Source organism: Ferrimonas senticii DSM 18821 (assembly GCF_000422665.1).
In the GTDB taxonomy this organism is placed as follows: domain Bacteria; phylum Pseudomonadota; class Gammaproteobacteria; order Enterobacterales; family Shewanellaceae; genus Ferrimonas; species Ferrimonas senticii.
Map to the genome: position 1 here is coordinate 76,502 of NZ_AUGM01000013.1, position 13,889 is coordinate 90,390.

The 13,889-nt window shown below is 55.8% G+C and carries 9 protein-coding genes; 3 read left to right on the plus strand and 6 right to left on the minus strand.

The window, feature by feature from the left end:
• Positions 1 to 112: 112 nt before the first annotated feature.
• Positions 113 to 1,633 (minus strand): sensor domain-containing diguanylate cyclase, encoded by a 1,521-nt coding sequence (locus G506_RS21165; protein WP_051202040.1) that lies wholly within the window; start codon positions 1,631 to 1,633, stop codon positions 113 to 115.
• A 209-nt stretch (positions 1,634 to 1,842) separates the two neighbouring features.
• Positions 1,843 to 3,402, minus strand: coding sequence for a SulP family inorganic anion transporter (locus tag G506_RS0109630; protein WP_028116680.1), 1,560 nt, complete (start codon positions 3,400 to 3,402; stop codon positions 1,843 to 1,845).
• 284 nt (positions 3,403 to 3,686) lie between these two features.
• On the opposite strand from G506_RS0109630, the gene G506_RS0109635 reads away from it, so the two are divergent.
• Positions 3,687 to 4,709: a patatin-like phospholipase family protein gene (locus G506_RS0109635; RefSeq protein WP_028116681.1), complete on the plus strand. Its 1,023-nt coding sequence runs from the start codon at positions 3,687 to 3,689 to the stop codon at positions 4,707 to 4,709.
• Here the strand turns inward: G506_RS0109635 and G506_RS0109640 are convergent.
• Together G506_RS0109640 and G506_RS19415 are read right to left on the minus strand one after the other, a co-directional pair.
• The gene (locus G506_RS0109640) at positions 4,706 to 5,041 is read right to left on the minus strand and encodes a hypothetical protein (RefSeq protein WP_028116682.1); all 336 of its coding nucleotides are present in this window, start codon (positions 5,039 to 5,041) and stop codon (positions 4,706 to 4,708) included. The genes G506_RS0109635 and G506_RS0109640 overlap by 4 nt on opposite strands.
• A 40-nt stretch (positions 5,042 to 5,081) precedes the next feature.
• A complete protein-coding gene (locus G506_RS19415; protein ID WP_205619498.1) occupies positions 5,082 to 5,879 on the minus strand; it encodes a hypothetical protein in 798 nt (265 codons plus the stop codon).
• A gap of 282 nt (positions 5,880 to 6,161) precedes the next feature.
• Between G506_RS19415 and G506_RS0109655 the strand changes: the two genes are divergently transcribed.
• Both G506_RS0109655 and G506_RS0109660 read left to right on the plus strand, forming a co-directional pair.
• Positions 6,162 to 7,958 (plus strand): hypothetical protein, encoded by a 1,797-nt coding sequence (locus G506_RS0109655; RefSeq protein ID WP_028116683.1) that lies wholly within the window; start codon positions 6,162 to 6,164, stop codon positions 7,956 to 7,958.
• On the plus strand, positions 7,955 to 9,451 hold the full coding sequence (locus G506_RS0109660; RefSeq protein WP_028116684.1) for an Hsp70 family protein: 1,497 nt from the start codon (positions 7,955 to 7,957) through the stop codon (positions 9,449 to 9,451). The genes G506_RS0109655 and G506_RS0109660 overlap by 4 nt, the downstream gene beginning before the upstream one ends.
• Positions 9,452 to 9,459: 8 nt before the next feature.
• On the opposite strand, the gene G506_RS0109665 is transcribed toward G506_RS0109660, so the two are convergent.
• Both G506_RS0109665 and G506_RS20460 read right to left on the minus strand, forming a co-directional pair.
• A complete protein-coding gene (locus G506_RS0109665; RefSeq protein ID WP_028116685.1) occupies positions 9,460 to 12,165 on the minus strand; it encodes a protein kinase domain-containing protein in 2,706 nt (901 codons plus the stop codon).
• A gap of 8 nt (positions 12,166 to 12,173) precedes the next feature.
• Positions 12,174 to 13,796, minus strand: a complete 1,623-nt coding sequence (locus G506_RS20460) for a hypothetical protein (protein ID WP_028116686.1) — start codon at positions 13,794 to 13,796, stop codon at positions 12,174 to 12,176.
• Positions 13,797 to 13,889 lie beyond the last annotated feature (93 nt).

A 13,889-nucleotide genomic window follows, 5' to 3' on the forward strand; every position in this document is an offset into this window, starting at 1 on the left:
GGGAGGATAGCCCAGCAGATGGGGGCGCTTTTGCAAATGCAGTGACATCGAACTTTCGATGTCACCAGATAAGCAGTGAAATCATTTTGCGAGTTTATCGACTGTGGATTACTCAATTGGCTAACAAAAAGCCGTTGCCGCCGTCTGCTTTAACCCGATAAAGCGCTTGATCAGCCAAGTGCACCAGTTGCACTGCGGTTAGCTGCATCTGCGGTCGATATTCGGCGCCACCAATACTGATGGTCACCACCGGATGCGAGGCGGCACTGCTTGGGTGGATCTGCAGTTGTTCAACGGCCGCCAGTAGCCGCGCTGCGAGCGCCTGTACCTGTTTGCCATCGGTGTATTGCAACGCCACCACAAACTCCTCACCGCCGTAGCGAGCGACCATATCGGTTGCCCTAGGAAGCGCTTGCGCCAGCGCTTGCGCGACCTGTTGCAGTGCCCAGTCGCCCTGGGCATGGCCAAACTGATCGTTGTAGGGCTTAAATTTATCGACGTCGATCATCATCAGGGTTAATGGTTGCTGATGGCGGCGTTGGTTAACCAGCGCTCGTCGCATCCATTCATCGAAGGCGCGTCGGTTGGCAATACCAGTTAATGGATCTAACTGCGCTTGACGACGGATCTGCCGCTGCGCACGCCAATGACCAAAAGCAATGATCAACAGCAACAAATTGGTGAATGCCAAATAGCCCAGCAGTATGTGCTGTGTGTGCGTGGCTGCAGCATAGGCTTTGTTAAAGTTGATTTCGGTGGCGATCCCAAGATCCAGTTTGCTGCTCCAGGTCCAGCCGCCGATAACTCTGGTGCCATGTTGATCGGGATAGCCGCTGGCGTTGATGCGAACTTGTTGATCAATAAGCATTCGGCAACGCCAGTTCGGATCAGCATTATCGATGCCGTAAATGTCATTAAGGCTACTGCTTTGCCAAGTGTAATTGTCGGAATGTTGCTTGCGTCGTTGCGACAGCAACACCCCATGCTGGTTAAAGGCAAAGGATTCACCGGCATCACCGAGCAGTGCTAAACGCAGTACTTGGCTAAATTGCAGAGTTGGATCGAGCATAAACAGCAGATAGCCCTGCAGTTGCTGTTGAGCGTCGATTAACCCCAAAGCCAGATACAGCAGTGGCCTACCGTTGTCGTTTAGGGTAAGGCTATGTAGAAATAGTACCTTACCTTGTATCAGTTGCGTTAGGTTGGCTTGTTCGAACAGCGAGCTAAAACGGCTGCGATCAAATTGCCGCTGCTGATGGCTTAAAACCGGTGAAAAGTTTCGATCTAGCAGGAAGTAACCCAAGTAATGGTGATTACGCAGCATTCCGTCAAGCGAGTGTTTTATTAAGTTGTCCCCGCTCTGTGAGGTTTGTTGTTGCCACTGTTGCAGCATCGATGGCAGAAACGGTCGATTGTCGACATAGGCTCGGGCTGTCGCCAACTCATCGTCAACCCACATCTCTAACGCTTCGCGGTTGGTGGTTACCAAGCTGTGTAGAATGGCGGCCAAGCGCTGCTCAGATTCCTGTTTCAGATAGAACATGCTAGCAACCATACCCAGATTAAATACCAAAGCGACGGCGATGGTGGTTAACCAAGCATTTCGGATAGTGCGATGTTCTAACAGTGGCATAGCAGGTTCTGACAATGGATTAAATATTGCATCTGTAATGCAACATTTGTTGGTGACTTTCTGAACGTCAGATCACAAAATCGCGAGCGATGAAGTGTGATGGGATGACTAACAATTGGCGTTATCGCCATGGGCGCTGGCAGTAATTTTATGGTCCAGACGACAACGGCAGCGCGATTGTGCTGCCGTTGCGGTGAACTAACACGGCGTTAGTTTGCGAGCTTATCGACCGCCAGCTTGTAATCGGGGTCTTCCAGCAGGTTCACCTCTACCAGATCGCCAGCTTTTTGCAGTAGCTGACGACACTCTGGGCTGAGATGACGCAGGTGCAAACGCTTGCCTTCACGCAGGTAGCGCTCGGCTAAGGTGTCGATCGCTTCCAGAGCGCTGTGGTCGGCAACCCGCGAATCGGCGAAGTCGATGATTACATCTTGCGGATCTGTGCTTGCATTGAAGAGCTCTAAAAACGAGGTGGTCGAGGCAAAGAACAACGGCCCTTGCACCTTGTAGACTTTGCGGCCGAATTGGTCGATATGATGCGGGGCGTGCATGTGGGTCGCGTGCTCCCAAGCAAAACGCAGCGCCGAGACAATCACCCCCACCAGTACCGCAACCGCCAAGTCGGTAATCACCGTAACCGCCGACACCAGCACAATGACAAAGGCATCAGAGCGGGGGATCTTGCGCATAATGCGGAAGCTCGACCATTCAAAGGTGCCCAGCACCACCATAAACATCACCCCCACCAGCGCGGCGATTGGGATCAGTTCAATGGCGGCGGCGCCAAACAGGATAAACGCCAACAGGAACAGGGCCGCAGAGGCGCCAGACAGACGTGAGCGACCGCCAGAGTTGATGTTGATCATCGACTGGCCAATCATTGCGCAGCCGCCCATGGCGCCAAAGAAACCCGACACCAAGTTCGCCGAACCCTGCGCCACGCATTCGCGGTTGCCTTTACCGCGGGTTTGAGTCAGTTCATCGACCAAGGTTAGGGTCAGCAGTGATTCAATCAGACCCACTGCCGCCAGGATCATTGAGTACGGCAGGATGATCCACAGGGTTTCAAGGGTAAATGGCACCATTGGGATGGCGAAGGTTGGCAGAGTGCCTTCCAAGGTAGCGCCGTCATTGCCGGTCATATTGCGGACAAAGTCGATTACCGTTGGCGTATCAAGCCCCAATAAATGCACCAGTGCCGATACCACCAAAATGGCGGCTAGGGAGGATGGGAACGCCTTGGTCAGTTTCGGCAGGAAGTGGATAATCGCCATGGTCAGCGCAATCAAGCCCAGCATCAGATACAACATGCTGCCTTGCATCCATACCATATCGCCATTGCTATCCAAGACTTTAAATTGGCCAAGCTGGGCGAGGAAAATCACAATCGCCAGACCGTTAACAAAGCCCAGCATTACCGGATGCGGTACTAAGCGGATAAATTTACCCAAGCGGAACAGGCCGGCGGCGATCTGCAGCAGGCCGGTTAACACTACTGCGGCAAATAGGTATTGCACCCCATGCTCGGCCACCAGTGCCACCATTACCACTGCCATCGCGCCAGTGGCGCCGGAGATCATCCCTGGGCGGCCGCCAAAGATGGCGGTGATTAGGCCAACGATAAAGGCCGCGTACAGGCCGACCATCGGTTCTACCCCGGCGACAAAGGCAAAGGCCACCGCTTCTGGAACCAAAGCCAATGCTACGGTTAAGCCCGACAGCAAGTCGGCCTTAGCGGAAGCATCGGGGTTACTTCTTAGTTCAAACATTGAAAATACCAATCAGACAAAAATTAACGTCGTTGTCGCGGTGTTTTGAGGCGATAGATTGGCGCACACCATTAACTGTACTGGCATCGACCACTGCCACAGGGCGATAAAAAAGACGCGCGAAACTACCACCGCAACGCCACCTTGTCAAAAACCGCAGCGGCGATCATATCAGTAACCGTGTGCCAGCAGTTTAGTGGCAAAGCGATAAGCGCATTGGATTCATAAGTTTGCTGTTTGCTGGCACAATTAACTTAGAAAGTTAAAAAATCTGAGCAGTTGTAATGACCAAGGAAATTAAAATTGGCATCGCGTTAGGCAGCGGTGCCGCCAAAGGCTGGGCTCACATCGGAGTACTGCGCGGCTTACAAAAACTGGGGATGGCACCGCATTTCGTTGCTGGCTGTTCCATCGGTGCTTTTGTCGGCGCCGCTTACGCCGCCGATAAACTGGATGAGTTAGAACAGTGGGTTCGCGGCTTTTCTGGTTGGGATGTGCTGGGTTTGATGGATTTGTCGTGGCGCCGCGGCGGCATCATCGATGGCGAAAAGGTGTTTGAGCAAGCTGGTAAGGCGATTGGGGTTAGCTCCATCGCCGATCTAAAACGGCCGTACATGGCGGTGGCGACCGATCTGTATAGTGGCCAAGAAGTGTGGTTAGAGCAGGGTTCGTTAAAGCAGATTATTGGTGCGTCCTGTGCCATTCCCGGCTTTATTCAGCCGAAACAGGTGGGCAACCGCTGGCTAGTGGATGGGGCGGTAGTCAATCCGGTGCCGGTATCGGCGTGTCGGGCGATGGGCGCCGATCTGGTGATAGCGGTGGATTTGCATGGTGACGTTCGTCAGCACAACAGCGCCCCAATCCGGCTGGAGCTGACCGACGCTGAAGATAACCAAGCCGAAGCTACGCCGCTGGAGCCAGAGCTGCAACAGCCACTAACCCCGCCGCGAGATTACAGCGAGCCTGAGCACTCACATGGTTTTGCGGATCTGTTGATGTCTGGCAAGCATTGGGTGGATCGCATTACCGAGCGATTCAGCGACGATGGCGCCGACGAGCAAGCGCCAGAGCCACAAAAACCTAACGCGTTGGCGGTGATGCACCAATCGATGGCGATTTTAGAGCAGCGCCACAAGCGTGCACGAATGATGGGCGATCCACCGGAGGTGGTGATTGCACCGCAAGTCGGCGACATCGTTACCATGGAGTTTCAGCGTGCAGAAGAGGCGATTGCCGCCGGTGAAGCGGCGGTGGAGCGCATCGCCCACATTTTGGAAGCGGAGATCGCTCGCTTACAGCGGCGCTAACTGCCCAAACGTACCTTTTTGGCCTGCTTAAGCGCGCATTTACATAGATGACCCTCTAGCGCTGGACAGTTGCTGCAGGGTTTATTCTTCCACGGCTTGGTTAACACAATGCCGTGGTGAGGGAAGTGAATTCGCGACTCTTGCCGCCCTTGCTCTTGCAGCTGGGCAATAAACCCTTGCACCAGCTGTTTGCTGCGAGCCTTATCGATGGCAGTCAGATCCAGCCCTTGCTCTAACTGTTGTTTCAGCTGCTTGGCAAAGGCTTTTTGCAAAAGCTTAGCGGCTTGTTTGCTGGCCTTTGCCGTTTTCTTTAGGTTGAGCGGTTTGGTCACGGATCGGATCTTTGCTTATACGTCTTAGGCTGATCCTAGCTTATTCGACCGATTCTATGCTCTGCGCTCGGTCATTAACTGGCGCTGCGGTTTGTTGCGTCAGCTGCGCTTGTAGCGCTGGCGGATGCTGATGCGAGATGGGATCGGTGACGACGATGGTATCGCCGCGCAGCATATAGTTGCCGCCGTGCAAGTCGACCACCCCTTTCAGTGATACGTGGCTTAACACCTCAAACAGGGTTTCCAGCAGATCTTGGTGTTGTTCAATCACTTGGTCTTCGACGATCGCCGGTTCGCTGCTGGCGGAGTTCATATAGAAGTGTTCGGTGGTGTCTTGGATCTTATCTACCAGTTGCTCAACGCTGTCGACCTCATGGGCGAAGGCTTTTTTGTTGTAGGCGTAGGGCATGGTGATAGTTCGCAGTGCGCCCCACAGTAGGCCGAAATCGCTGTCGTGAAAGTGGCTGGGTAGGGTCGCTTCGCGGCCGGTATCAGAGATCTCTTCTAGCCGTTCCATTACGTAAAAGCGCACCACCTTGCCGCTGGGCAGGGTGATCACATCTTCACGATGGATGGTGGGAATATGCGGGTTATCTTGGTTTTGTGGCCGCATGCACCACTGGGCAAACAGGTAGTAACCGTCAATTTCACTGAGGCAGACCTTAACCACCTTGTCCGGTTCGCCGGGCAGATCATAGACCTCGGCATAGACGCCGGTGGCCATCAACTCCAGATCGGAGAAACGCTCTAGGTAGATAGAGACATCGTCACTGCGCTTAAGCTCGGCGGCATCCGCCAATTGCTCCAATTCCTCAATCGTTTCTAGATAAATTTCCATCGTTCATTGATTCGGCTGAGTGTCAGCGGGCACCTTAACAGCGCCTAGCAGTGGCGACAAATCAGCCGGCGTCTTGTCTTAAGCACTGCAGTTTTATGATCTTTACAGTGGCCGGTCAGTCCAAGCGTTTGTTAAAGCGCAGCGCTGCCAATTTGCGTTGCCGCTGGCGGCGGTAGCTGCGCCATCGGAACCCGCCTTGAGTAAATCAATCGCGGCAATCGAGCCTTGATTGCCTAAGATTTTGCTTAACTGTATCAAGGAGATGATCGAAAGTGAGCCAGCATGAAGCCAAGCAGCAATGGCGTTAGTAGCGCCGCACCGGCCGCCAGCGTAGCGGCGCTTTGCAACGATTTAGTGGCAGTCGCGCGGCAGTTAGAGCAGGGGCAAGCGCAAACGCCGCTAACTGAACAGTGCCAGCAATTAGCCCAGCCACAAACGTTGACGGCGGGGTTGATTGCTGTGGATGAACTTGGCTGGGAAGCGGCGCTGACATGGCTCAGTGGCGTTCGCGGTTGGCGGCCTCTGGCCAACGGTTGTGTGCATCAGATCCGCGGCAGCGGCGCCGATCACTTTGAGGTGGCTGTCCGAAGCCAAGCACCGAAGCAATTTCCCGATTGGCAGGCATTACAGCAGTGGCTTGGACAGCAAGCCTCTGCGCAACCGCTGGTTATCAAGGTGCCGAAGTGGCGCTTGCCGCCTTCGCTGACAGTGCATGCGGCGGCCCTTAACGGCAACGGTGATGCGAGCCAAATGGCCTCGCGGCTGATGCAACAGTGTAACTGGCTGTTTGTCAGCGGTGGCTGTCACGCCCCGCCGTTGACTGAATCCATCGCCGAGCTAATCACCGAAATGGCGGTTGTGTTACCGCTGCTGGCGGTGGATGAATTAGATCCCAGCTGCCAGATCGGCGCCGATGGTTGGTGGCAACTGCCATCGACTAAGGCATTGCCCCCACAGTTGCTAACTCACCATCAACTGGCACCGCTGCCGCAATGGTTGCAGTTGCCGCAGCAGGGACTGCTGGCGGATTTGGCCCAGTTGCGTCAGCTTGGCCAGTGTCAGCAATTGCTGCTGGCCTGTATTGACAGTGCCAAACAGCAGCAGCGCCAACTCGCTAATCGGCAGCAACGGCTGCAACAGCAAGCGCCAGCGGCAACGGCTGCGCCGCAGTCTGACGTCAATGCGATCTTTAGTGAGCTTAGCCAATGGCTTAGTCAGCGTCAGCGGCAGTTCGAGGCCAGCAATGGCCCACTGCAGCAACAACTGACGCAGTTTAGCGAAACCCTTACCAGTGCCGATATCGAACACACCATCGGCCACAAAAAGCGGTTTTTGACGCTGGCTGCGACCACCCAAGCGCGGCTGGGGTCACAACTGCAGCAGCAATTGCAGCACAGTTTGCAGCAACTGCTGCATCAGCTGGAACAACAACTCGTGCCGTGGCGTCAACAGGGCGATTGGCCACCGCCACAGTGGCCGATTAGTCAGTGGCGACAACAACTGCAACAAGCGATGCAGCTGGATGTTCGTTATCGCGGCGAGTTGCCAATGCGGGGCTGGCTGGCTCGGCTTGCGGAAGGGCGGCGCAACGTCTTTATGGTACTGCTGCTGGCGTCGATGCTTGGTTACATGGGGCTGGATATTCGTGGCAGCGGTTTAATTGGGTTATTGATCTTGCCGGTATTCATCGCCGGCATCGGCTACAGCTATGTGACTTGGCAAAAAGAGGACGCCGAGCAAGAGCAGCAGCAACTAGAACGGCTGCAACAAGAGCTTAAAGGGGCATTAATGCGTGCTCAAGCCGAGGGCAGTCGCGCCCTGTTTAGTGGCGTAAGTGACGGTCTCAATGAATTAAAACGACAGTGGCAGCAGCATCAAACGGCTCGTGATCAGCAAGCGCGCCAGCAACACGATGTTGCCGTAGCGCAGCATCGCGGCCGTGATCGTCAGTTGAGCCAGCAACAGCAACAGTGGCAGCAACTGCAGCAACAAGCTGAGCGGTTGAGTGAGCGGCTGCTCCAGCAGCAGCGACAGTCGCAACGTTCGTTGCAACAGGCATTGCAGGAGGCAAATCGATGAGTTACCTAGGGATAGACTTGGGCACCACCTATTCATTGGCGGCGCTGCTTAATGACCAAGGCAAGCCAGTATTGGTGCCAGACTTTCATGATGCCAATGTGTTTCGCACCCCCAGTGTGGTGTACATTGGCGAGCACGGTTGCTTGGTCGGTGATGTTGCTGAAGCGCTGTTAGAAGAGCAGCCGAGCCTCAGCCACGCTCGCTGTTTTAAGTTGGATATGGCCACGGAAGGCGCCGGTTACAGCGACCACCAGCAACGCCGCTGGTGGCCGCAAAGTCTGTCGGCGTTGGTGCTAAAGAAATTGCTGCAAGATGTGGCGGCGTTTGTGCCAGAGGCAATTGAGGGGGCGCTGATCACAGTGCCCGCTAGTTTTACCGAGCCGCAGCGAAACGCCACCAAAGAGGCGGCGCAACTGGCAGGGATCGCGCCGGTAAAGTTGATTGAAGAGCCGATCGCCGCCGCCACCTTTTATGGCATCAATCAAACGACTGAACAAACCCTGTTTGTTTATGACTTAGGTGGCGGCACCTTTGACGCCACCATTTTGCAAAGCGGCGACCAAGGACTGTATGTGCTGGCAACCGCTGGTAGCACCAAGCTTGGCGGCGCGTGGCTTGACCAACAGGTGGTGCAGTTGGTGCAGCAGCAGTACACCGAGCAGTTTGGTGCCTGCGATTTTGATGATGGTGCGCTGCAGCGGATGCGTCGCTTCGCGGTGGACGCCAAAATGAGCTTTTCCAAACCGGGCAAAAACCGAGTGCAGCAAACTTTGCTGCTGATGGGGCAGTCACTGGATATGGTGCTGCTGCGTTCGCAGTTTGAGCAGTTGGTGGCGGACATCGTTGCCGAAACCGTAGCGATTTGCCAGCAGTGCCTGCAACAAGCATCGATGGATTGGGATTTTATCGACGTGATTATGTTGACCGGCGGCTCATCGTTGCTGCCGCTGGTGGCCGAACAGTTGCAGCGTCAGTCTGGCAAAGCCGCGGCGCAGTTGGTATGCAAACAACCGCATCAAGCGGTGGCTTATGGCGCGGCGATCATCGCTGCGCAAAGCTTTGTCGATAGCAGCGGTAAAACCGTCAGTTCCCGTTGTCCTTATGGTCTTGGGATCCGCTTACGCAGTGATGATGCAGCACCCAAGGTGCACCAGTTGATTGCCGCCAACAGTGCGGTGCCGGTGCAAGCGAAAGCGCGTTTTCGCAGCCACCGTGCCGATCAACAACGGCTGATGATTGAAGTGATGCAACTGCCAGAAGGTGAGCTGCCACAAAGCTTGGGGTTCTTCGCCTTTGCGATTGCCGCACCGCGTAAGGGATATGTGGTGGAGATCAGTTTGGGCTATGACTTGGATGGGGCGGTTACGGTAACGGCATTGGGGTTAGACGATAAGCAGCAACTGCGGCGAGTGCTGCAGCGTCATGACGGGGCGCTGTCTGCAGCACTGCAACAGCAACAGCAGTGGTTGCTGGAACTTACCGTTAACGGCTGAAAGCGCCATCAATAGCGCTGGTAGTTGGGTTTATTGCGTTGGTGTGTTTCTAGATCATCAACCACGTCGTTGTACTGACGAGCCAAGTCATTGGCCTCGTTGACGGACTCAAAGTAAGCTTTGGTGTGGCGGCACTTATTAGTGCGGCAGCGCATGCCAGCGCTGTAGTCACCGCCTGCTCTGGGGCGGTGATAATTTATCTTACGTTCGAGCTCTTCCAGCTCCTCGTCCCATTCATCCAATATTTCGTGGTATTCCTCTTCCTCCTGTTGCCACTCGCGATAGCGGGCGCGGAACGCTTCGATGTGGGCGGCATAGCCATCGCGGAAATTGTTGTAGTAGTTAAGTCCCTGATTAAATTCGCGATGGGCAGCGGCTATTTCATTTTGTTGGCGCAGTTTTTTTCCCTGGCCTAGGGCGTTTTTTACCGGAGTTAGGCGGCTGTCGCTCAAGCGTTTCTGTTGCTGTTCTTGCTGTAGGTAAGCCAACACCTTTTGCAGATTTTGTTGGGCATTGAGCATGCCTTTGGCGCGTTCTAGTTGTTTGTCTGCGCGGCTTTGTATCTCTTGATAAAGGGTTTGCGCTTGCCCAAGTTGCCCGTCAATGTGCAGCCGCTCGGCCTGCTTCAGTTTATCCACCAGCCCCGCATCGGGGGCAAAGTCGAGGCGTTCCGTTTCAGCCAATTGATACCAACTATTTAAGCTAGTAAAGGCGTTCTCTTTGTTGCTGTCGATACTCTGCAGCAGGGTAATAAGTTGCTGATAACCTTCGCTGACAGCAACAAATTGCTGGTTCGCTTTAACAAACTGACCCTGCTGCCAATGCTGCTGAGCCTGTTGCAGTTGCGCGGCGACCTCGACAGCAGGGGGATATTGTTGCTGTTGACCTTGTTGACGCCAGCGGCGCGCGGCTTGTTCGGCATCTTGTTTCAGTTGCCGTCCCTTTTGGTAGGCTTTGGTCAGCACTGGCAACTGTTGGTTAAATTGTTGGTAGTGGCTAAAGGCTTGCGAGAACTGTAATTTTTGCAAGGCTTCATCGCCCAGCACCCATTCATTAAGTGCCGTTGTGATGGTGGCAAAACTGTGGTTATTGGTGTTGGCTTGGCGCCATTGATTGCTCAGTTCGCGGCCTAGCAACCGGGCATCGGCAACCGGAGCTACCTGAGTAAATTGGGCGTCGATATGTTGATAGTCAGCCAGCGCTTGTTGGTGATATTGCAGCCCTTGCTGGTATTTACCGGCGCGCATCGATTCTTTGCCCAGCGATAACTGCGCATCGGCTTTAGCACGAGTCTCACCATCAATCAGCAGTCGGTTGGTTAGCTCAAGCTGTTCCTCGACGGATTGCTGGGCAATGGCCAACTGCGCCAATTGCTGTTGCCCGCTGTTGCTGGGTTGGCGTTGCTGCTCACTTTGCTGCTGGCGGATGGCAAACTTATGTTCTTGCAGCTGCTCGCGCAGATCGCTTTTGGCGTCATTAAAGCGGTTGCGGGCGGCTTTGATCTTACTTTCGATGGTGGCCGCCTCCGATTTATAGCTTTGTACCTGCTGCTCACTCATCGGCAACAGCTGCTGCAGGGCGCCGCTGTGCCAGCCCCAGCCGGCGATGGCAACAGTAGCCAGCGAGGCGGCCAGCAGCCACCCTTTGGCCAGTCCAGCGGGGCGGCGAGGCTGGCGGATGTTACTCTCTGGTGCGGCGGCCTGAGCGTTGCAGGCCAGTGTGCTTATCGCTTGGCGCACCTCGTTGAGACTGGAAAAACGCTGCTTTGGATCGGGCGCTAACAAGGTTAACAGCAACTCTACCCACGCTTCGCTGTCGGCAAAGCCCCCATCGAGCATCACCGTATCGTCGGCCACTGTCGGCGGTTCGGCACAGATCATCTGGTGTAATATCGCCCCGAGCGCATATTGGTCGGCCGCCGTACTGATGCTGATGGTTTGCCGCTGCTCTGGGGCAAGGTAGGGATCGCGATCGTCGGCTGGCAACAGCGTTGCCCAGCCAAAGTGACTTAGGCGCAGGCTTTGATGTTCGGTTAGCGCCAGCCAGTCGGGGCGAAGGCCGCCGTGGGGCCTACCAATGCCAATGAGTGCATCCACCAGTGTCAGTGCCAGCTGTGCCGCCTGTTGGCGGCTGAATTGCTGTTGCGCGAGCTGCTGCGCTAAGGTCGGCTGTGATAGGGGCTCCATCACTACCACTAACTGCTGTTGATGGGGTAACACCATCACGGTGGCGCACAGTTGTGGGTGATGCAGTTCGCTACTGGCTTGCAATGCGTGTTGCAGCGAGCTCTTGTCGACCCTGTTGCATTGCTCGGTGCCAATCAATGCCAACGTGACGGCAGATTGGGTACTGCGGTCATGGCCTTGATAGTAACGCGCCTCGGTGGCGACGGTGGCCACACTGGTGACTTCGAAGCGATCGGCGATGATCTCGCCAACGGCCAGTTCGCCTTCGGCGTTGCAGTCCAGTTCGGGCAGATCCGCTAACTCCGCCGCGCCCATTTGGCTTGGTTGCGGTTGTTGTTGCAGTAATTCGGCGTTGGCTTGCGCCAGTTGTTGTAGCCGTTGGGCAAACTTGGCTTGTAGCTTTTCGGTTGGCGCTTGGTCGTATTGCTGCTGTAACTCGGTCATTTTTGCCAGCAACGCCGCGCGGATCGCTTCGATGCTGGCGTCGTCGGGCAGATTCAATAAGGCCAAGAGTTGTTGCTGATTCATCGTCGTTGCTAATCCATGCTGCGATTGGCGGCGTTGGCTGCCCGTTCGGCGCTGCGCTCGGCATCATCGGCACTGCGTTCGGCTTTATCGGCGCAGTTTTGTGCTGTTGATGAGACTTGCACGATGACGTCGTGCTGCTGCTGCGCTTGCTGCTGGCACTGTCCCACCGTCGCTAACAGCTCTGCGGTCTGTTCCATGTATAGCCGTGTTTGGGTCATGTAGTCGCCGGCTCGGATGGAGTGATCACCGGCGTCGTAGCGGTAGCCGTCGGCTTGCTGTGCCATCTGTTCAGTGGTGCGCAGCAGCTGCTCCATGGCATCCAGCATCTGCTCCATCTGGGCAGCCACGTGTTCGGCTGCGGCGCGGGCTTGTTGCTCAAGTTGCTCGGCGGTGGCCATCGCCGTTTGCGCCCGCTCCAACGCCGCTTCGGTCTGCTGCTGCAATTGTTCGGCGCTGCTAGCCGCTTGCGCTGCGGTTAATGACGCATCATCGGCCTGCTGTGCCTCGGCTTGAGCACGTTCAGCGGCATTGGCGGCGGCGCTGGCATGACTTTCACTTTGGCCACTGGCGCTAGCGGCGCTACTTTGGGCATTGCTGGCAGCGCTTGCTTGGGTCTGGGCCTCGCTGGCAGCAGCGTCAGCCGCGGTGGCGTGGCTGTTGGCGTTACTGGCGGCACTGGCGCTTTGCTGAGCGTCCTGTTCGGCGCTGGCCTGATATTGACTGATCTGCTCGGCATCCGCAGCCGCTGCTTGTTGATGCTCGGCGGTTTGCTGTTGCAGTGCCGCGGATTGTTGCGCGGCCTGTTCGCTTTGCTGTTGCGCTTGTGCGGCCGCTTGCTCTGCGGTTTCGGCCGCCTCAGCAGCCTGCTCGGCCTGTTGTTGTAAGGCTTCGGTTTGTTCCGCATGCGCTTGGGTTTGTTGCTGCGCCTGCGCCGCCTGTTGTTCGGCTTGCTGTGTCTGCTGGGCAGCAGCACTGGCTTCGGCGGCCTGTTGCGCTGCGTCGTTGCTGGCTTGCTGGCTGGTTTGCGCCGAAGTTTGCGCTTGGCTATTGGCTGTCGCGGCGGCGCTGGCTTGGTCATTGGCTTGTTGATTGAAGTTGCTGGCCTCACCGGCTTGCTGCTGAGCTTGATTGGCGGATTGGCCGGCACTGTTTGCCTGCTGCTGTGCCTCTTGGGCGGCGCTGTGGCTTTGGTTGGCGTCTTGCTGGGCGAGATCGGCAGCCTGCTGCGCCTGTTGTGCCCCCTGTTCAGCTTGCTGCTGCTGTTGCTGGCTCTGGTTGGCGGCCTGTTCCGATTGGCTGGCAGCCTGTTGCGCGCTGTTGGCGCTATAGCGGCTTTGTTCGGCGGCGTCTTGGCTGTTGTGGCGAGCTTGCTCTGCCTGACTGGCTGCTTGTTGGCTATGGCTGTGCTCTTGCTGAGCCTGTTCAGCGGCCTGTCGGGCGAGATCCGCTTGACGCTGGGCATCTTGCGCCGCTTGATTGGCTTGCTGGCTAAACTGCTGCCCGTGTTGCTGTGCTTGTTCGCTGCTGTCTTTGGTCTGCTGTGCTTGTTGATTAATCTGCTGCAGTTGCTCGGCTTGCTGGCGAGCTTGCAGAAGTTGTTCTTGCAGCTTTTGTTCGATAGACAGCGACATTGATCGGACTCCACACCAAAGGGCTAGTCTGAAGTTTAGGAAACATCACCATCTTGTTGCGGTTAGATCGTTGGTTAACTTTGAAAAGCACCG